Genomic DNA, 20,031 nt, shown 5'->3' with positions numbered 1-20,031 from the left:
TTAAAATGGAGGTATCCCGTGTTTTTTGTTAGGTCTTGTTTCTTCTTTATTAGCTGAAGCCTTTAGCGCATAAATCAGCGCATCCCTGGTTTCATAAGGATTAATTACTGAATCAACATGCCCGTTTGATGCAGCTACATAAGGATTGGCGAACTTTTCTGTATACTCCTGAACCTTCTGCTTTCTTACTGTGTCAGGATCTTTTGCAGCGGCAATTTCACCCCTGAATATAATGTTGGCTGCGCCTTCGGGACCCATAACCGCGATTTCTGCAGTAGGCCATGCGAAAACAAAATCAGCACCCAGGTGGCGTGAGCACATTGCAATGTAACCGCCGCCATACGCCTTGCGGAGTATAACAGTCAGCTTTGGAACAGAAGCTTCGCTGTATGCATAAAGTATCTTTGCACCGTGGCGGATAACGCCTGCGTGCTCCTGGTCAACTCCAGGCAGATAACCCGGAAGGTCAACAAGTGTAACAAGAGGAATATTGAAAGCATCGCAGTAGCGGATAAAACGTGCAGCCTTGTCCGATGAATCAACATCCAGAACGCCTGCGAGCACTAAAGGCTGGTTGCCCACAATACCAACAGTTTCACCGTTAAGCCTTGCAAATCCTATTACAATGTTTGCCGCCCACTTTTCCTGAATTTCAAAGAAGTCGGAGTCATCACAGATAGATTTAATGACGTCGCGGATGTCGTAAGGCTTTGTAGCTTCGGCAGGAATAATTCTTTCAACGTCGAACTGCGATTTTGGCAGCCTTGGTGTAATTGCAGGAGCCTTTTCCCTGTTGCTCCATGGAATAAATGACATAAGGCGCTTAATCTGCTCGAAGCATTCCATTTCGCTTTCAGCGTAGAAATGCGCGTTACCCGTAATTTCAGTCTGCACGCGTGCGCCGCCCAAATCTTCCATTGAGATCTCTTCACCAAGCACGGTCTTGATTACTTCAGGACCGGTAATAAACATTTTGGAAATCTTATCCACTACAAAAACAAAGTCAGTAAGTGCCGGTGAATAAACCGCGCCGCCGGCGCAAGGGCCCAAAATAACAGAGATCTGAGGTACGATACCGGAAGCCAGTGTATTTCTGTAGAATATTTCCCCATATCCTGCAAGAGAATTAACGCCTTCCTGTATACGTGCGCCGCCTGAATCGTTGATACCGATAAGAGGGATTCCCATTCTAACCGCGTGGTCCATTACCTTTGTAATCTTTCTTGCATGCATAAGGCCAAGCGAACCTCCGGCGACAGTAAAATCCTGTGCAAAGACGCTTACAGGGCGGTTATGGATTGAGCCTATACCTGTAATAACGCCGTCAGCCGGAAGCTGTTTCTTATCCATATCAAAATCTTCGCAGTTATGCTGGACGAAGAGGTCGGTTTCATGGAAGCTGTTAGGATCCAGAAGAACCTTCAGTCTTTCGCGGGCGGGCAGTTTCCCCATAGCCACCTGTTTCTGAATGGCTTTTTCACCACCGCCGGTACTAATTTTTTCTTTTTTGCTAAAGAGTTCAATTAACTTACTTTTTAATGACACTATATTTTCCTTTAAAGATGAGAAATTCCTTCATATTAAGAATTGCGACACTACTGTCCGCAAAAAACCAACTACAAAGATAAGAAAATTATTATGAAATAATAAATATCCTTCCCGGAATTAATGAAAGTCGTGAATATTGGTTCAATAAAAAGCTTACCGCCATAGCAGGTTCAACATTCAAAAAAAACCTAAGAAGCTCATAATATATTAGAAATAAATCCCCCATCTATAGAGCCTCGGAAGAGGTCAGCCGCGGCTGATTTGTAGCAAAAGAAAGGCCCCCTCACCAGTTTTCAGAGTCCCGGAGGGACGACTTGTATGTAGAAAATAATGCGACAAAAAAATATTTAGAGCCTCGGAGAGGCGACTTGTATGTAGCAGAAAATGGAATCGATCACCCCAAAAGAGCCTCGGAGAGGTCAGCCGCGGCTGATCTGTAGAAAAAGAGGTCCCACCAACCCTCCCCAGAGCTCCGGAGGAGCGACTTGTAGGGATTTTGTGCTATAATTCACTCCATGAAACCGCAACTTCCTTTACCTTCACCTATATACATCAAAACATCCCCATGAGGAATATCATTATGGCAGACACATTCAGCCAGGTATACCTTCACATTGTATTTGCTGTCAGGCACAGAGATCACCTGATCAGGCCCTCTTTTTCCGAAGAGCTTCAAAAATACATGACAGGAATTGTAAAAAGCCATAACTGCAAGACTCTGGCCATAAAAGCCATGCCGGATCATGTGCACCTGTTCATCTCCTACGTCCCTGGATCCTCGGTTTCAGATATGGTAAGGGAAGTTAAGGCATACTCAACTGAGTTCATAAAGAAGAAGAATTGGCTGAGTGGTTTTTCATGGCAGCAGGGATATGGAGTCTTCTCATATTCCAGGAGCCAGATTAGCCAGGTAATAAGCTATATTCAGAACCAGGAGGAACACCACAGGCATAAGTCATTCAGAGAGGAGTACATGAAGATACTGAAGGATTTTGCAGTTGAAATGGGAAACAAGGAAGTATTTGATTGGATAATGGAGCAGGAGAAAAAAGATTTGGGATGAGTTTTTACAAGTCGCTCCTCCGGAGCTCTGGAGTGTGGTGGTGGGCTCCCTCTGCTACAGACAAGTCGCTTCTCCGAAGCTCTGAATTATTTTGGAATGTCGTTTTGCTACAGACAAGTCGCCTCTCCGAGGCTCTGGGAACAGGGTGGTGCTTCCTGCTACAGATCAGCTGCGGCTGACCTCTCCGAGGCTCTTCTGAGCGGGTGATTATGACGGTTTAATTTTACATTAAATTTGGGATGAGGGTGTGATTAATAGGTGCCATGAGGGAAGTCATGGCACCTTGGGAAAACAATTTAGCCTCTTTTAGGCCTGTAAAGGTGGGTGCTGGTGCCGAAGAAGACTTCGGCGGATTCCATTACGGTCTCGGATAATGTCGGATGCGGATGTATGCTTAAGGCTACGTCTCTTGCTAATGCCGCCATCTCAATGGCTAAGACGCCTTCGGCTATCATTTCTCCTGCCCCGGGACCAACAATTGCAACTCCTAAAACCCTTTCTGTCTTTGGATCTATGAGGAGCTTTGTCTGCCCGTCATTCCTGTCCAGCGTTACAGCACGCCCTGAGGCAGCCCACGGGAAACGCGCAACTTTTACCTCTATTCCCTTCTCCTTTGCCTCTGTCTCTGTCAGGCCGCACCATGCGACCTCGGGATCTGTAAATATTACCGCCGGAATTGCAGCCGGGTGGAATTCCACGTTGTGACCTGCAATTACTTCAACCGCAACTCTGCCCTCGTGCGAAGCCTTATGAGCCAGCATCGGGTTACCTACAACGTCACCAATTGCATAAATTGTGGGCTCTGCCGTCTGCATCTGCGAATTTACTTTTATGAATCCCTTTTCAACTTCAACTTTTGTATTTTCAAGCCCGAAGCCCTTTGTGTTCGGCGTACGCCCTATTGAAACTAGCACTTTTTCAAATACCTGCTCTTTTTCCTGTACGCTTTCGCCTTCAAATGTAACCTTAACGCCGTTTCCCACGTCTTCCATCTTCACTACTTTTGTGCTCAGCATGATCGATTTCATAACCGGCTGAAGCGAACGGGCAAGTATGTTAACCATGTCGCGGTCGGCCCCGGGCAATAGTCCCGGCGTCATTTCAACAACGGAAACCTCGGTGCCGAGTGAAGCATAGACTGAACCAAGCTCAAGCCCAATGTAGCCCCCGCCCACAACAAGCATATTTTTCGGGATGTCCTGAAGCGCCAGAGCTCCCGAGGAATCAATTACCCGCGGTGAGTCCAGCATTAAGGAAGGTATCTGCGCCGGGCGCGATCCCGTGCAGATGATCAGCTTTTCAAATGTCAGCTCCTCTTTTCCACCTTCCATCTTTTCTATTTCAAGCGTGGTAGGGTTCAGTATTGTTGCCCTTCCCTGCACATAATTTACTTTCCTCTGTTTGGATAAAACACCCAAGCCTCCTGTAAGTTTTCCAACAACACTTTCCTTCCAGCTTCTTAATTTATCCAGATTTATCCTGGGACTATCGTATTCAATTCCCCAGTTGGCGGAATGTTTTGTTTCATTGATCAGCTTTGAAACGTGCAGAAGCGCTTTTGAAGGAATGCACCCGCGGTAGAGGCATACTCCGCCCGGATTTTTCTCCATATCGATCAGTGTAACCTGCATACCAAGGTCGGCAGCCAGAAATGCCGCGGCATAGCCGCCCGGACCGGCGCCAAGGACTGCAAGCTGGGTCTTATTTGCCATACTAATTAAACTCCAATAAAATTAAAACTTTAATGAATTTTCACGTTAAATTTATAACATAAATTTCTAAGTGCAAAAAATATTTTTTATTTCGGCTATTTATGAGATGCTCCCAAATGGGGTATATCTAAATAGCATTTCTTCAGAACCACGCTAGTGGTTGTATATTTGTAGAAAACAGGTCAAAAACAATATCGAACCGCGTTCAGCGGTTCTATATTTTTTACGTGCTTGTAACAGATATAAAACCACTACGTGGTTTGGAAATGTGGGATGATTTTCTTTCCCAGGGTTCTGCGAACCCTGGGCTACAAATATGGAACCGCTAAACGCGGTACAAACATTTTAAATCTCACAATTAAATATACAAATGTGCCCCAACCGGGGCACATATTATTTTTCTCTTATCCTTCAAGCGCCATGAGGAATGGCTGCTCGATTGCGCCAACAACCCACCTTAAGAAACGTGCTCCGTCGGCACCGTCAATTATCCTGTGGTCGTAGGACAATGATAAAGGCAGCATCATTCTGGGCTCGAACTTCCCATCCTTATATACCTGTTCAAAGGCACCTCTGGAAACTCCTAAGATTGCAACTTCAGGCGCATTTACAATAGGCGAAAAATATGTTCCCCCTATTCCCCCCAGGTTCGTTATGGTAAAGCACCCGCCCTGCATATCCTCAAGCGAAAGCTTCCTGTTCCGGGCCTTTTCTGCCATCTGGTTCAGCTCAACGGCAAGCTGCACAATGTTCTTTTTATCCACGTCCCTTATCACAGGAACGAGAAGCCCGCGGTCTGTATCCACGGCAACACCAATGTGGTAATACTTCTTATATATAACCGCGCTGTTTGCCATGTCAACGCTTGAATTAAACTGCGGGAACGCCTTTAAGGCGGCGGCAACAACCTTAAGCAGTATTGCCGTTACGGTAAGCTTTCCGCCCTGCTTTTCAGCGTGGGATCCGTACATTTTCCTTAAACGCTCGAGCTCTGTAATGTCGGCCTTGTCGAACTGTGTAACGTGAGGCACTGTAGCCCATGCATAGCTCAGGTGCTCGGCTGTCTTGCGGCGTATATTAGTCATCTCCTGCTTTTCAACCTTGCCCCATTTGCTGAAGTCCGGAAGCGGCTCCATAGCTATGCCCGCTATTGCGCCTCCCCTTGGAGCTTCTGCTCTCTGCTCTTTCCCTGCGGTCTCACGCGCATGGGCTTTAACGTCATTTATTGATATGCGCCCTCCGGGGCCTGTACCGTGGACCTCGTTTATATTAACTCCGATCTCTCGCGCAAAGCGCCTGACCGTGGGGGCAGCAGGGGCTATCTTGCTCGGATCAATTGGAGGCCGGTCTTCCATCAGGTAAGTTTTTCTTGGAGGCTGCCCGGCTATGACAGTGCTTACAGTCTTTTCTTCCGGCTTCTCTTCAGTCTTCTTTGAAGGCTCTTCCTTCAGTGAAGGCGTCGGGGTTACCTGTTCAGGTGCAATACGCGCTCCCCCTTTTTCAGATTCCTCCACCTTCCTGTTCATTTCAATCTGCTGCTCCTGCCTCTTTTCAGCCTGCCCGCCAGGAGCCCCGGCTGTCTTTACAGTAAACACCACCTGCCCCACGCTGGCCTTCTGCCCAGCCTTTACAAAGACTTCATCTACCACGCCTTCAATATCCGAAGGGACTTCAATTGTAGCTTTGTCGGTCTCAATTTCAAGTATCACCTGGTCTTTCTTTACTGCGTCGCCCGGGGCGACCTTAACCTGCAGCACGTCTGCAGACGTAATGTTTTCACCAAGTTCAGGAAGCTTGAACTCCGCTTTCCCCCCTTTTTCTTCAACTTCAGGTTCGACCGTAGCCTGGGCCTTTACTTCCTCTTTCTTCGGCTCCTGCCTCTTTTCAGCCTGGGATGCCGGCTGAGCCTTGGGCTCTTCTTTCTTTTCTTCCTTTGGAACGGGCTTTGTTTCAGCTGCCCCGCCTTCTTCTTCAACTGTAAAAATTACCTGTCCTACTTTCGCCTTATCTCCTGATTTTACATTTACTTCTTTAACCACGCCGCTTATTGTTGAAGGCACTTCAATTGTGGCTTTGTCTGTCTCTATCTCAAGCACGGTCTGATCTGCCTTTACATGATCCCCGGCCTTAATTAGCACCTGCAGAACGTCTGCAGAGGCTATATTTTCCCCCAATTCAGGAAGTACAAATTCTTTTGCCATTTTTAAATCCGTTAGTTTTTTTCTTCAATATTTAGAGTTTATATTGGGGCAGGCCTGTGCCGCCCCATTTTTAGAATTTGAACGTTCAGTTTTTTTTATTGGTGCAAAGGATTCTTTTTATCGGGATTAATACCCATATCCTTAATTGCTTTTGTAACCACGCCCGGTTTTATCTTCTTCTCGTTAGCCAGGGCCATGAGTGTTGCAACTACAATGTATCTTGCATCCACCTCAAAGAAGTTCCTTAAGCCTTCCCTGTCCTCGCTTCTTCCGAATCCGTATGTGCCGAGTGTATTCATAGGCCTTGGCAGATACTTTGAAATTGAATCTGCCAGCATCTGCACGTAATCTGAAGCCGCCACAAAAACGCCGTCTTCGTTCTGAAGCTGTTCTGTAACATACGGCACCTTCTTCGGCTGATCCGGGTGCAGCATGTTCCACCTTGCTGCATCCATGGCATCGATGTGCAGAAGCTTATAGCTTGTAACGCTCCATGCATCGGCAGCCACGTTGTACTTGTCCTCCAGGATTTCGCGTGCCTTTAAGACCTCGTTCATAATAGCGCCGCTTCCGAAGAGGTGGGCCCTTGCTTTTTTATCCTTCTTGTCTGAAGCCTTGAAGCGGTACATCCCCTTCAGGATCCCTTCCTTAACGCCTTCGGGCATCGGAGGCTGTGCGTAGTTTTCATTCATTACCGTGATATAATAATAGATGCTTTCGTTTTCCTCATACATCCTTCTCATTCCGTCGCGTATGATGACTGCAATCTCATATGCAAAGGCGGGATCGTAAGCCATGCAGTTAGGAATAGTATATGAAAGCAGCTGGCTGTTGCCGTCCTGGTGCTGCAGGCCTTCGCCTGCAAGCGTTGTGCGCCCTGCCGTTCCGCCTATCATAAAGCCCTTTGCCCTTATGTCCCCTGCAGCCCATGTCAGGTCGCCGACCCTCTGGAAGCCGAACATTGAATAGTAGACAAAGAACGGAATCATATTAATTCCGTGCGTGGCGTAGGCAGTTGCGGCTGTAATGAACGATGCCATAGAGCCCGCCTCAGTAATTCCTTCCTCAAGGATCTGCCCGTCTACAGCTTCCTTATAATAAAGGAGGCTTGCCTTGTCAACCGGCTCATAATTCTGCCCCGCGTGCGAGTAAATGCCTATCTGACGGAAGAGTGCCTCCATACCGAACGTACGGGCTTCATCGGGCACAATGGGAACGATAAGCTTTCCAAGATCCTTGTCCTTAAGTAGCTTTGAAAGTATTCTTACAAACACCATTGTAGTTGAGGCCTCACGCCCCTCTGTACCTGCATAGAACTCCTCAAACAGTTCTTCAGGAGGAGTCTTAAGCGGTTTTGCCCTTACGACTCTTTTGGGAAGGTAGCCTCCCAATTCCTTGCGCCTTTCCTGTATGTATTTCATTTCGGGACTGTCATCCGGAGGCCTGTAGAAAGGTGCCTCAGCCACCTGGTCATCCGAGATCGGGATGCCGAAACGCGTGCGGAATATCCTTAGCTCGTCTTCGTTTAATTTTTTCTGCTGGTGCGTGATATTTTTCCCTTCACCCGCTTCCCCCAAACCGTAGCCCTTAATTGTCCTGGCCAGAATTACCGTGGGGCACCCCTTATTTTCAACTGCTGCCTTGAAAGCCGCATAGACTTTCTCCGGATCGTGCCCGCCAAGCCTCATCTTGGCAATCTGTTCGTCTGAAAGGTTCTTAACCATATCCTTCAGTTCGGGGTACTTGCCCCAGAAATGCTCTCTTATATAGTCCCCGCCTTCAACGGAGTACTTCTGGCTTTCGCCGTCAATCATTTCATTCATGCGCTTGATTAAGAGGCCGCTCTTGTCTTTTTCAAGGAACGGATCCCAGTCATCCCCCCAGATAACTTTTATAACGTTCCAGCCCACACCTCTGAAGCTTGCTTCAAGCTCCTGAACAATGTTTCCGTTTCCGCGTACGGGACCATCCAGCCTCTGTAGGTTGCAGTTGATAACAAAAATCAGGTTATCCAGCTTCTCTCTTGCGGCAAGTGAAATTGCGCCCAGTGTCTCAGGCTCATCTGTTTCCCCGTCGCCTAAGAAAGCCCACACCTTGGTGCCGTTCATTTTCTTTAATCCGCGGTCTTCTAAGTAGCGGTTAAACCTTGCCTGGTAGATTGCTATTATTGGACCTAAGCCCATAGATACGGTCGGGAATTCCCAGAAGTCCGGCATGAGCCACGGATGGGGGTATGAAGAAAGTCCTCCTCCGGGCCTCGTTTCGCGCCTGAAATTTTTCATCTTTTCTTCCGAGATCCTTCCTTCCAGAAATGCCCTGGCGTAGAAGCCGGGGGAGGCATGCCCCTGGAAGAATACCTGATCGCCGTCAGTTTCGCCGTCTTTACCCTTGAAGAAGTGGTTGAATCCTATTTCATAAAGAGTTGCAGCCGAGGCGTATGTTGATATGTGCCCCCCTATGCCGTGCGATTCCCTGTTGGCCCTTACAACCATTGCCATTGCGTTCCAGCGTATAAGGCTTTTAATTCTTCTTTCAATTTCCCTGCTGCCGGGAAATGGCGGCTGCTTGTCGTGAGGAATTGTGTTTATATAAGGGGTATTTGCTGTAAAAGGTATTTTTACATCGTGTTTTCTTGCATATAACTGCAGGTCAGTAAGCAGTTCCTGGACCCTCTCAGGTCCGCTATGATATAATACATAGTCCAAGGATTCCAGCCACTCCCTGGTTTCAATGGCGGCCAGATCCTTTTGCTGAGTATTGTTTCCGTCCATTACTCATAATCCTTATTTGTCGTTATTGTAAAGAAATATATTTAGTAACACAGATAAAGGATTTAGTTTTGCCCTCTTTATCTGATATTTCCTTATTATAAGGCATTTAACGCGGAAATGCAAAAGCTGAAGTCAAAAAACTATACTTTTTTGTCAATATTCGCGTCATTTCCTTGCTGCAGACGGTCGAAATAAGTCTCGGACGGATTAACAATCTTTTCAACCTTTCTGCAGAAATTAATAAGGAACTCAAAAACTTTCTCCGGATTTTCGAAGAGGTTCGGAATCAAAAGCCTTAAATTATCCTTCTGCTGGCTGAATTTTATTTCGTTCTGGTAGTTGTCCATTATAAAACGCATGAGCTGGGTAAACTTCGTCTTGTAGTAATCCTCGTTCTCACCCTTAGGCAGAATAAGCATGATGTTTTTCTGCTGAATGATTACCCTTTCAAAAAGAGCGTATGAAGCGTAGTACTTGAGGATGCTCATTGCAATAAGCCTTTTTACGAGAACCGGAAGTTTGCCGAAACGGTCCTCTATCTCCTCTTTAATTTCTTCAACCTCCTCCAGGCTCTTGATCGAAAAGAGCGCCGTGTAGAAGCTGAGGCGGTCCGCCTGATCGGGCATAAAGGCCTTGGGGATCCCGACTTCAAAATATGTATCAATTGTGGCATCGGTCTTCATCCTCTGCTTAGGCAGGTTCTTAAACACCTCCTGGAATTCCTGGCGCTTAAGTTCTTCAACCGCCTCGTCCAGAAGTTTAACGTACATGTCAAAACCAACCGTATCAATAAATCCTGTCTGCTCTGTTCCAAGCAGGTTGCCGGCGCCACGGATCTCAAGGTCGCGCATGGAAAGGTTGAAGCCCGCGCCAACATCCGTAAACTCCTCAATTGCCTGAAGGCGCCTGATGGCATTTTTATTAATCGATTTCATCGAGGGTACCAGGAGGTATGCGTAAGCCTGCCGGTCACTTCTTCCTACCCTTCCCCTTAACTGGTGAAGCTCAGCCAGACCGAAGCGGTCGGCACGGTTAATAATTATTGTATTAACGTTCGGAATATCTATTCCCGACTCAATAATTTTTGTAGCAAGGAGGACGTCGTACTTTTTATTTAAGAAATCATAAATAACATTTTCAAGCTGAACGGGCTTCATCTGCCCGTGCGCAATTGCAATCCTGATTTCCGGTATATACTTTCTTATATATTCAGCTATCTTTTCAATTGACTGCACCCTGTCGTGCACAAAATAGACCTGCCCGTTACGTTTGAGCTCGTTTAATATCCACTCGCGTATCTTCATAACGTCGAAGGTCTGCACGTGTGTGTATATAGGCTGCCGGTTTGGCGGCGGCGTTGAAATGATGGATAAATCCCTTGCACCAAGAAGCGAGAAGTTCAGCGTTCTTGGAATAGGCGTTGCCGTAAGCGTAAGAGTATCCACGTTCAGCTTGAAGTTCCTCAGCTTCTCCTTTGCCATAACGCCGAAGCGGTGCTCTTCATCTATAATAAGAAGCCCCAGGTCGCGGAACTTCACGTCCTGCGACAAAAGCCTGTGCGTTCCTATTACAATGTCAACTTTACCTTCCTCAACACTTTTCAGGATCTCTTTCTGTTTCTGTTTTGTCTGGAAGCGCGACAAGCCTTCAACCTTAACCGGGAACTGCGAAAGCCTGTCCTTAAACGTGTTCATGTGCTGTTCGGCAAGGATTGTTGTAGGCACAAGAAGTGCGGTCTGCTTGCCGTCGTTTGCGGCCTTGAACGCTGCGCGCACGGCAATTTCAGTTTTTCCGAATCCAACGTCGCCGCATACCAGGCGGTCCATCGGGCTTTCAGATTCCATATCACCTTTAACTTCTTCTGTTACTCTTGCCTGATCCGGCGTATCCTCATAGAAGAACGATGCTTCAAGCTCCCTCTGCCAGATGGTGTCGGCATTAAATGAGTGGCCGCGCGAGGCCTTGCGCTTTGCATAGAGGATAATGAGTTCCCTTGCAGCCTCTTTAATTCTTTTCTTAACTTTTTTCTTGGCGTTTTCCCACTCCCCGCTTCCAAGCGATGAGAGTTTGGGTTCCTCGTTATCTTTGGAGGAAAATTTCTTAACGAGGTGGAAATAGTTAAGATTAACGTAAACCTTGCCCCCTTCGGCATAAAGTATCTTAATGCTTTCCTGGCTCACGTCGCCGATTTTTATAACCTCAAGGCCGTCGTACCTTCCAATTCCGTAAGTCTCGTGCACCACATAGTCGCCCCTTTTAATTGAAGCGAACTCCTTTGCGCGCGACTTTTTTACCTTCTGACGCGAGGATATCTTTGTCCTGTAGGGCTTATTGAATATCTGGTAATCGGTAAGAATGAGGGTTTTATCGTTCCTTATAATAAAGCCCCTTCTTATGGCAAGCGTTTCAATTTTGATTTTTCCCGTATCCAGCAGATCTGCCAGCTCGGTCTTGTAATCGCTTAAAAGGTCGCGCAGCCTTTTACTCTGGAAGTCATTTTCCGAAGTAATAAAAATTTTATATTCGCGGCTGGAATAGTCCCTGAGCGTATTATAAAGGAGCTCAAAGTTGCTGTTTACGGCAGGAGCCTCAGTAAGGTCGAGCCGTACTTTCCCCGGCGAATCATCGAACGGGTCTTCAATTATCCAGCGTGCATTTTTCTTAAACAGGTCCTCGTCGGTAAGGCTGGCGTCAAGCGTAATGCCGGTTTTATTTGGCTCAGCGTTTTCAGAATACTCGCCGCTCTCCTCAAGCAGGAGTTCTTTAGCGAGCTCCTCGTCATCAATCCGGGCCGGTTTTTCGCTTTCCGTCTGTTTACCCTGCATGTCGGAAACTTTATTCAGCTCAAACTTTGAGGCAATAACAAGCGGGTTATCAAGGAAGTCGAATATATCTGAAGAAAGCCCGGTATTATTTTCAGAAAGGTTGCCTGCAACCGTAATCGAGTCCACAAGGTCGCTCGAGCGCTGGCTTTCGGGGTCGAAGTGTCTTATCGACTCCAGGAAGTCGCCGTCAAATTCAAGCCTTGCCGGGTTGCTCTCGCTGTACGACCAGAAGTCAATAATGGAGCCACGGACCGAATAGTCGCCCGCATTTTCAACAAACTTAACCTTTGTATAATTAAGGAGGTTAAGGTATTCTATGAGTTCCTCATAGCTTATTTCGCCTCCCGGGCGGAGAGTTGTGGTATTTTTTGAAAACTGGTTCTTAGCCGGGAGCTTCACCCTCAGGATATCGTATGTGGTAATAAGTATGAAATTTCCGCGGTTCTGCACCTGTGTAAGCTTTTCCTGCAGGCTTTCGAAAGAGATTTCATCTATAACTATAAGCGAATCGCCCAGGCCCAGAATATTCAGTTCCACCTTAATTTCATTAACTGTCTGCACGTCGGGCAGAAGCAGCAGTATCTGCCGGGTTTCCGGTTCAACAAGTTTAATGAAAAGGGTGCGTGCCGATCCGGAGAGCGGAGAGGTATAGACTGGCTGTTGTTTGCTTGCAATAGCAGCTTTTTTCAGCTGTTTTATAGATTCAGAACGGTTAAATAGTTCTATTAGAGACAAACTCATAGTTTTGAGGTAATATGTTAAAAAGACCTTATAAAAATAGCAATAAAACCTGCTCCCTCCCAACTTCTTTATTTAATAAATTAAAATCGAGGGAAAAATCAATGTCAAACTTTCATGTTCCAAGGTCCAAGGTCCAAAGTCCAAGGTCCAGGGTCCAAGGTCCAAGGTCCGAAGTCCAAGGTTTAAAGAGAAAGCCAGTAATAGCAGAGCATTTAGAACGACGCAGTTACTAAGCCCCGGAGGGGTGTTTTGTTTGTAGCCGGGGGTGACAAAACCCCGGAGGGGTGAGGGAACCCCCGGGCAACGTATTCCCCCCACACAAAAGAGCCCGGGAGGGGCGACATGTTCCTCCACGGCATGAAATTCATGGCTATTTATGTGGAAAATATGAAGACACCCCCTCCCAAACCCGTTTTTTTACCATGAAACAGAAAAAAAATGCATTTTTTTTTAAAAAGGGGCAAATAATTCCATAAAATAGTTGTAGGATTTAAATAATTTTATTATGATATTTGTACGTCCGGAAATAGTCCGGGGTATTATATGTTTTATTTTTAAGGTTCTATTGTGAGTACTAAATTATTTGTAGGTTCATTACCGTGGTCAGTTAACGACCAGCAATTAGAAGAAACATTTCAGGGTTACGGAAAGGTTCTTTCTGCAAAAGTTATAATGGACCGCGCTACCGGGAGATCGAGAGGATTCGGTTTCGTGGAAATGGAAGATTCTTCTGAAGCAACTTCTGCTATCAACGCTTTGAACAACTCAGAGCTTAAGGGAAGAACAATCGTTGTAAACGAAGCAAAACCCCGCAGCTAACCAGATATTTTATGTCGGTTAAGAAAAAGCGCCCTGAAATGAGGCGCTTTTTTTCTTTTAAAGCTTATTTATTTTTTGCCAAACTGCGAGGCATACTGCTCCACACTTCTGAATACCCTGAAGAAATTGCCTCCCCAGATCTTCCCTATATCTTCGTGCGAATATCCCCTTCTTAAAAGCTCAACTGTAATATTTTTCATCTGACTGACGTCGTAACAGTCCTCAAGCTCGCCGCCGCCGTCAAAATCGGTTCCAATACCCACAAAGTCAATTCCGCAGACCTTAACAATGTGATCTATATGGTCAACCGCGTCTGACACTGTAGCCAGTATCTTTGGATATTTTTTATCCAGCTCGGCCCTTTCACTCCTCACTTTAGCTCTTTCTTCCTCACTCATAGCATCGTAGCCGGCATATCTCTGGCGGAAGGCTGATAATACGGAATCACGCGTTTTATTCCTAGGGTCTGTCTTTAGGTAATCGCTTAAAATGCAGATCTGTACAACTCCCCCGTTCTTTGCAAGCGCCTTTAGCATGTCGTCATCCATGTCGCGCGGACTGTCACATAAGGCACGCGCCGATGAGTGGGATGCAATTACAGGAGTTTTGGAATATTTTAAGACATCGTAGAAAGCCTTGTCGGATATATGAGAGACGTCTATCATCATCCCCAGCCTGTTCATCTCTGCTACTGCTTTTTTGCCGAGCTCGCTTAAGCCGTCATATTTTACAGTATCGGGGTCTGTTGAAGAATCGCACAGGTCGTTATTTTTTGTGTGGCAGAGCGTTATATACCTTACACCCAGGTCGTAATATTTTTTTATCATCCAAAGGTCCTGCCCTATCGTGTAACCGTTTTCAACACCAAGGTAAACTGCAAGCCTGCCTTCACTTTTGATCCTTGCGGCGTCAGTTGAATTAACGGCAAACGAGGCCATGTCCTTATTGCGTTCAAGCACTGCGTGAACAGTATCAATTATTTTTAACGCCCTCTCTTTAGCCTTTTCATTTCCCCCGGGAGTCCTGGGTCCCTGCGCAACAAAGGCTCCGAAGAAGACGGCATCAAGCCCCCCTTCCTTCATCCTGGGGAAGTCAATTTTAGAGTGGTCCTCCATTGCATTGTGGCGCCTGCCGATATCAAAACCCTTATCCATGAGGTTAAGCGGCGCATCCGTATGCGTATCAATTGAAATAATAGTCTTATGCAGCTCGTCGGCTTCCAGTTTAAGAGCGGCTGCATCTTTTGAAGTTACATTCTTCACGCTGCTGCATCCTGCAATAAAAAGGCATGAAACTGCCATGCCCAGTTTCAAATTAATTTTCATTTTTTATATATGTTGTTAAAAAGCCGCTGTAATTTTTGGAGCATCCGCCTGTTTCAGAATGAATTAAGGCAGAACGATTTTGGGATTTTCGGGGAAGGGACGGTAGAGTACAAAATTCCTTCCGATCACCTGTACGAGTTCAGCACCTTCAATTAAACCGGCAACTTCACTGCCGGCTTCCTTGGCTGATAAAGGAGCATATTCCAGCACTTTTACTTTAAGGAGTTCTCTTGTATTAAACGCATCTAAAACAGCCTGCCTGGCACTTTGGGTTACACCTTCTTTTCCAATATTGACCACCGGTTTAAGGTGATGTGCCTCTGAGCGAAGAAACGCACGTTGTTTTGAGTTAAGGCTGTCCATCTATATTCTCACCATGTAAAATTCCTATATAATTTCTTAATTAACGTTGTTAAAATACAACATCTAAAGATAACGATAATCTCTGAAACATTAATGGATATTCGCCCGCGCTGAGGAAATGTTTTTATGATTATTGAATAGCCACGGCCTTTTAGGCCGTGGTTTAATAATTCGAAAATATTTGGGCTTTAGCCCCCGACCATCCGGAAAAAATCTGGGGCTAAAGCCCATATTTTTTTGTCGCTATCCCACGGCCTGAAGGCCGTGGCTATTCAATAATCACATTTAATTTGTTTCCCCCTCGTGCAACCTTTTCCAGGGCTTATCAGTCTAAATAACAGTACAAATAAATTCGGGAGCGAAAAATGAGAAGGAATTTCGTAAAAATCCTTTATCTTTCTTTACCTGTCCTGTTCCTGGCTTTCAGCTTTGCCTCAGCACAGGAGACAAGAAAATTTGACTATAAGGATTTTAACACGGTTGAAGCCGGCTACGGCATGCACGTTCAGATTACTCAGGCCAATAGTTATTCAATTGAAGTAAAAGCCGGCAAAAGGGATTTTGAACACCTGAAAGTTGAAAAACACGGCGGCACACTAAGCTTTACAATGAAAGGCTGGTTTAATCACAGGCAGGACGATATTACAATTACCATTACAATGCCTAAACTCACCGGAATCAGCTTGAGCGGAGGCTCAAAGGGGATAATTACAATGAGTAATCCCTCGGACAATTTTGAAGGCGAACTCTCAGGAGGCGCAAAGCTGAAAGGGACTCTTAAATGCGCTAATGCATCGTTCGAACTTTCAGGCGGAAGCTGGATAAGCCTTCAGGGAAACGGCAATAACCTGAAAGTTGACGGCTCCGGCGGAAGCTCATTCAAGCTGAAAGATTTTAAGGTTAATAATGTGAACACCGAACTCTCGGGCGGAAGCGAAGCCGAAGTTAATATGAACGGAAGGCTTAACGCGGACCAGAGCGGCGGATCAAGAGTAGTTTACTACGGCAACGCCACCATGGGTACAACCGACCTCAGCGGCGGCGCCTCGGTTTCAAAAGGAGAATAACATTATTTATTGCACGGATGGCGCCAGACAATGATTCCTGGCGCCGCAGTTAAAGATACGCACGGACCAGACTCAATATTAAACAGAAGCATATTTCCAGACACACCACAATTTTTACACAAACGGCTTTTCTTCCATCTTTCAGGCGCGATTAATATTGCATCTCAACAAATAATTTTTGATCATTGTACCTGAATTTTTATAGGATTTTTCCGGGAGCGTAATTTCCGGAAACCAGTTAATAATAACACTTTATACAGTTTATACAGGGGTCACAAATTATGTCAAAAACACAAGAAAACCTGAAAGAAGCCTTTTCTGGCGAAAGCCAGGCTTACCAGAAGTATATGGCATTTGCAAAAAAAGCAGAAAAAGACGGCCTTCCTAACATAGCCCGCCTTTTCAGAACAGCAGCCGAAGCAGAAAAAATCCACGCCGAAGGACATTTACGCTCAATGGACGGCGTAGGCTCCACGGTTGAAAACCTGAAAGCCGCAATTTCAGGCGAAACTTATGAATATACCGTCATGTATCCCCCCATGGCTGAAGAAGCCGAGAAGGAAGGACACAAGGCAAAACGCATGTTCAACTACGCACTGAAGGCTGAAGAGGTCCATGCCGAATTATATAAGATGGCACTCGACTGCGCTATTTTAGGCAAGGACCTGGATGACTGCCCGATTTACCTCTGCCCCGTATGCGGACACATTGAAATCGGCCAGATGCCCGAAAACTGCCCCATCTGCGGCGCCAAGGGCGATAAGTACGTAAAGCTTTAATTATAATGGAAGAGATTAAAAGGCTCGAAGAATCCGCACTGCGCCTGGAACCAGGCTTTGAGGAGCGCGAAAAACTGCTTAAAAAAGTAACGGATTATTCCGAAGAGTTCCTGAAAAACGTCTACAGCCTGCCCGCCTATAATTTTAACGCGGGTAAAGGCGAAGGGATATATGACTTTCCGATTCAGGACGCTCCGCTCGATTTCAGCAAGGTTCTTGACATCCTGAAAACGAATGTGGATACTCCGGGCCTTAATCCCGCTTCCCGCGGCCATTTGGGCTACATTCCCGGAGACAGCATAGACGCGGCTTACGGCGGATTCTTTAACCTCTGCCAGTCGGGCAAAAAAGCATTAAATGGAATTGAAACTTCTTGCAAGGTATTTCCATGAAAAGCTTGCAGAGATCAAAGGCATGGCAAGAGGGCCCTACCCGCAGCTTTCAGTTGATACGTTCCGCTACATTCCGGAAAAAGGCGACGCCAATGAATTTAACCGCCGCCTCGTGCATGAAATCCAGCACGATGAAAGACTATTCCTTTCTTCAACAATGCTGGATGGGAAATTCACATTGAGGCTTGCAGTTCTGTCCTTCAGAACCCATCTTGATACAATTGACGAGATGCTGGAGATTATAAAAGAAAAGATCCGTTTAATATCGGGCTCATAATCAAATCTTTCTATAGCTAATATTGCTCCGGATAGAGCGCCACAAAATTTACATCCGGGAATTCCTTTACAAAACGGCGGGGGAAACGGTCCAGACTCCTGTTCCACGAGATGCTCCTCGGCCTGGCACTAACCAGCACAAACAGGTCGTCCTGCGTCAGACCGTTATTCCAGTTAAGCGAGGCAATCTTTGTAATTGTGCTGTATTCGGCTTCCACGGCAGGCTTGCCTTCCTCCATCTCTTTACGTATTACACTTAATCCGTGGTTATTCCCGTAAAAGGAAAGTGTTGCCCCGGTCTGCTTTGCAAGCATCCTGATCTTCAAGAGCCACTTTAAGAACCCCTTTTCATACTCCGCACGCTCAGGCATGACAACGGTTATTTTATTTATTGTATTTACAGGGTTAACCATCCGGCATACATAAAACTCCGTACCGGAATCCCTCAAAAGCTGGTCAAGTATGTTGCCGAATATACGGTTGCGCGAACGGAACTCTCCACGCCAGTCGAGCACCACGTCTGTAATCAGAAGCTCCCTTACGGCCCTCATAATGCCGTTTGCAATGGATGAATCGATTCTTGATATAACGCGCAGAGCCTTTTCGGAAGCCGAGGCGTGATGGATAGCACGGTCCAGCACCTTCCTGTTCCTCATAATTTCATCCGATGCCTCGCGCGAGTCTTCTGCTACTTTCAAGGCCGTCAGAGGCTCGTCGGAGGCAGGATCCTGTATCATTGCGGCAAAATCCACCAGAGGCTCAATTGTCTCATCACGGGAGATCGGGATTAGTATCTTTTCTGTAATTTCTCCGGGACTCAAGGGCTCCTTCTCCTGCTCTACGGCCAGGCGGCAGCCTTCCTTTTCAACAACAAAAGAGCTCGTAAGGCTTGTAACAAGTATCATAAAAATTGTGCCGTTGAGTATGTCGTTATTAAACATCCCGGCCCTGAGTGCTATAAGCACAATTGCCAGTGTTGCGGCCGCCTGCGCGCTGGAGAGCCCGAACATAACGTTTCTTTCCAGAGAAGTATACTTATATACATTCTGAATTATCAATGCCGCAATAAATTTTGATGAAAGAGACATAACGGTCATAAGTATTGCAACAATCCACGTCCCGGTGCTGCTGTAAAGGCTTCTTACGTCAACCAGCATTCCCACAGAAATAAGAAAAAACGGGATAAAGATGGAATTGCCCACAAACACAATCCTGTTCATAAGAGGAGATGTGGAAGGGATATAGCTGTTGATTGCAAGCCCAGCGAAGAATGCCCCAATTATAGGCTCAAGCCCTGCCGCCTGCGCAAGTGATGCCGAAAGGAACAGCGCAGCCAGGACGTATATGAACTGCTGCTCCCCGTCTGTCTCAAGGCTGCGGAAGAACCATACCGTAAGGCGCGGAAGGGCAAGAAAAACAAGCAGTATTAAAACGGCAAAGCCCGCAATTATCCTGATCCAGAAGGCACCCGTCATCTCCCCCTGCTTAATACCGATTATTACCGCAAGCGTAAGAAGTGCAAGTATATCGGTAACAATTGTGCTTCCCACAGTAACAACAACCGACCTCGACTGCGCGAGCCCCATCTTGCTTGCCGTGGGGTATGCAAGCAGCGTATGGGAGGCAAACATTGAAGCCAGAAGTATTGAGGAAAGGATATCCAGCTTTAAGAGGTAGGCTGCCGCAATATAGCCAAGTGAAATTGGAATAATAAAAGCCGCTACTCCATAGATTACGCTTCTGTTGCGGCTTTTGCGGAATTCCTCCATATCTATTTCAAGCCCCGCGATAAACATGATGTAAAGGAGTCCCACCGTGCTGAAGAGTTCAATGCTAGCATCGCGCCCCAGGAGTCCCACGCCTTTGGGTCCCAGCACAACGCCCGAAACTATCATTCCCACAATTCCCGGAATTCCCAGGCGTTTTGAGACGAGAGGAACAATAAGGATTGTAAGAAGGATAATAACAAAAATTAAAACCGGATTTTTAACAGGCAGATCGAATAATATAACCGGATGCATCAAACCCCGCAATTGTTTTTATTAAATAAATATAAAATTCCGGGGGTGGATTTCAATGTGTTAAGGGCGTGCACCTGAATAGAAGTTATGTTTAAAAATAGGTTGTAAGAGGATATAAAAAAAGAGCA

General features: G+C 46.2%; 14 protein-coding genes. 6 read left to right on the top strand and 8 right to left on the bottom strand.

Annotated features, from left to right (window positions below; translation table 11 throughout):
• Positions 1–1,545, bottom strand: coding sequence for an acyl-CoA carboxylase subunit beta (locus HF312_11480; GenBank protein MCU7520827.1), 1,545 nt, complete (start codon positions 1,543–1,545; stop codon positions 1–3).
• 583 nt (positions 1,546–2,128) lie between these two features.
• Here HF312_11480 and tnpA point away from each other — a divergent pair.
• Complete coding sequence (gene tnpA, locus HF312_11475; GenBank protein ID MCU7520826.1) at positions 2,129–2,611, top strand: IS200/IS605 family transposase; 483 nt, start codon at positions 2,129–2,131, stop codon at positions 2,609–2,611.
• A gap of 296 nt (positions 2,612–2,907) precedes the next feature.
• Here tnpA and lpdA read toward each other — a convergent pair whose 3' ends face one another.
• The 4 genes from lpdA to mfd all read right to left on the bottom strand — a co-directional run bounded on the left by lpdA (position 2,908) and on the right by mfd (position 12,861).
• Positions 2,908–4,323 (bottom strand): dihydrolipoyl dehydrogenase, encoded by a 1,416-nt coding sequence (lpdA, locus tag HF312_11470; protein ID MCU7520825.1) that lies wholly within the window; start codon positions 4,321–4,323, stop codon positions 2,908–2,910.
• Positions 4,324–4,727: 404 nt separating this feature from the next.
• Entirely contained in the window at positions 4,728–6,524 is a 1,797-nt protein-coding gene (locus HF312_11465; protein ID MCU7520824.1) for a biotin/lipoyl-binding protein, read from the bottom strand.
• 95 nt (positions 6,525–6,619) lie between these two features.
• Positions 6,620–9,295, bottom strand: a complete 2,676-nt coding sequence (gene aceE / locus HF312_11460) for a pyruvate dehydrogenase (acetyl-transferring), homodimeric type (protein MCU7520823.1) — start codon at positions 9,293–9,295, stop codon at positions 6,620–6,622.
• Positions 9,296–9,435: 140 nt separating this feature from the next.
• On the bottom strand, positions 9,436–12,861 hold the full coding sequence (gene mfd, locus HF312_11455) for a transcription-repair coupling factor (protein MCU7520822.1): 3,426 nt from the start codon (positions 12,859–12,861) through the stop codon (positions 9,436–9,438).
• A 567-nt stretch (positions 12,862–13,428) separates the two neighbouring features.
• Here mfd and HF312_11450 point away from each other — a divergent pair.
• Positions 13,429–13,680, top strand: a complete 252-nt coding sequence (locus tag HF312_11450) for an RNA-binding protein (GenBank protein ID MCU7520821.1) — start codon at positions 13,429–13,431, stop codon at positions 13,678–13,680.
• Between the two features lie 68 nt (positions 13,681–13,748).
• On the opposite strand, the gene HF312_11445 is transcribed toward HF312_11450, so the two are convergent.
• Both HF312_11445 and HF312_11440 read right to left on the bottom strand, forming a co-directional pair.
• Positions 13,749–15,005 carry a membrane dipeptidase gene (locus tag HF312_11445; GenBank protein MCU7520820.1) on the bottom strand — a complete coding sequence of 419 codons (1,257 nt, stop codon included), beginning with the start codon at positions 15,003–15,005 and terminating at the stop codon, positions 13,749–13,751.
• 63 nt (positions 15,006–15,068) lie between these two features.
• Positions 15,069–15,368, bottom strand: a complete 300-nt coding sequence (locus HF312_11440; GenBank protein MCU7520819.1) for a YhbY family RNA-binding protein — start codon at positions 15,366–15,368, stop codon at positions 15,069–15,071.
• A 365-nt stretch (positions 15,369–15,733) separates the two neighbouring features.
• Between HF312_11440 and HF312_11435 the strand changes: the two genes are divergently transcribed.
• The 4 genes from HF312_11435 to HF312_11420 all read left to right on the top strand — a co-directional run bounded on the left by HF312_11435 (position 15,734) and on the right by HF312_11420 (position 17,883).
• Complete coding sequence (locus HF312_11435) at positions 15,734–16,435, top strand: DUF2807 domain-containing protein (protein ID MCU7520818.1); 702 nt, start codon at positions 15,734–15,736, stop codon at positions 16,433–16,435.
• Positions 16,436–16,716: 281 nt separating this feature from the next.
• Positions 16,717–17,214: a rubrerythrin family protein gene (locus HF312_11430; GenBank protein MCU7520817.1), complete on the top strand. Its 498-nt coding sequence runs from the start codon at positions 16,717–16,719 to the stop codon at positions 17,212–17,214.
• A 5-nt stretch (positions 17,215–17,219) separates the two neighbouring features.
• The gene (locus tag HF312_11425; protein MCU7520816.1) at positions 17,220–17,606 is read left to right on the top strand and encodes a hypothetical protein; all 387 of its coding nucleotides are present in this window, start codon (positions 17,220–17,222) and stop codon (positions 17,604–17,606) included.
• Entirely contained in the window at positions 17,572–17,883 is a 312-nt protein-coding gene (locus HF312_11420; protein ID MCU7520815.1) for a hypothetical protein, read from the top strand. Before HF312_11425 ends, HF312_11420 begins: the two co-directional genes overlap by 35 nt.
• A 16-nt stretch (positions 17,884–17,899) precedes the next feature.
• Here the strand turns inward: HF312_11420 and HF312_11415 are convergent, their stop codons facing one another.
• On the bottom strand, positions 17,900–19,903 hold the full coding sequence (locus tag HF312_11415) for a cation:proton antiporter (protein ID MCU7520814.1): 2,004 nt from the start codon (positions 19,901–19,903) through the stop codon (positions 17,900–17,902).
• Positions 19,904–20,031 lie beyond the last annotated feature (128 nt).

This window comes from Ignavibacteria bacterium, from assembly GCA_025612375.1.
Lineage (GTDB): Bacteria > Bacteroidota > Ignavibacteria > Ignavibacteriales > SURF-24 > JAAXKN01.
Note: the sequence above shows the minus strand (reverse complement) of the source record. Positions and strands in the feature narration are given on the sequence as shown.

Bases quoted from the DNA above. Each gene is read 5' to 3' on its own strand.
- aceE (MCU7520823.1), bottom strand. From the start codon at position 9,295: ATGGACGGAAACAATACTCAGCAAAAGGATCTGGCCGCCATTGAAACC.
- tnpA (MCU7520826.1), top strand. From the start codon at position 2,129: ATGGCAGACACATTCAGCCAGGTATACCTTCACATTGTATTTGCTGTC.
- mfd (MCU7520822.1), bottom strand. From the start codon at position 12,861: ATGAGTTTGTCTCTAATAGAACTATTTAACCGTTCTGAATCTATAAAA.
- HF312_11440 (MCU7520819.1), bottom strand. From the start codon at position 15,368: ATGGACAGCCTTAACTCAAAACAACGTGCGTTTCTTCGCTCAGAGGCA.
- lpdA (MCU7520825.1), bottom strand. From the start codon at position 4,323: ATGGCAAATAAGACCCAGCTTGCAGTCCTTGGCGCCGGTCCGGGCGGC.
- HF312_11430 (MCU7520817.1), top strand. From the start codon at position 16,717: ATGTCAAAAACACAAGAAAACCTGAAAGAAGCCTTTTCTGGCGAAAGC.
- HF312_11415 (MCU7520814.1), bottom strand. From the start codon at position 19,903: ATGCATCCGGTTATATTATTCGATCTGCCTGTTAAAAATCCGGTTTTA.
- HF312_11420 (MCU7520815.1), top strand. From the start codon at position 17,572: ATGGAATTGAAACTTCTTGCAAGGTATTTCCATGAAAAGCTTGCAGAG.
- HF312_11435 (MCU7520818.1), top strand. From the start codon at position 15,734: ATGAGAAGGAATTTCGTAAAAATCCTTTATCTTTCTTTACCTGTCCTG.
- HF312_11445 (MCU7520820.1), bottom strand. From the start codon at position 15,005: ATGAAAATTAATTTGAAACTGGGCATGGCAGTTTCATGCCTTTTTATT.
- HF312_11465 (MCU7520824.1), bottom strand. From the start codon at position 6,524: ATGGCAAAAGAATTTGTACTTCCTGAATTGGGGGAAAATATAGCCTCT.
- HF312_11425 (MCU7520816.1), top strand. From the start codon at position 17,220: ATGGAAGAGATTAAAAGGCTCGAAGAATCCGCACTGCGCCTGGAACCA.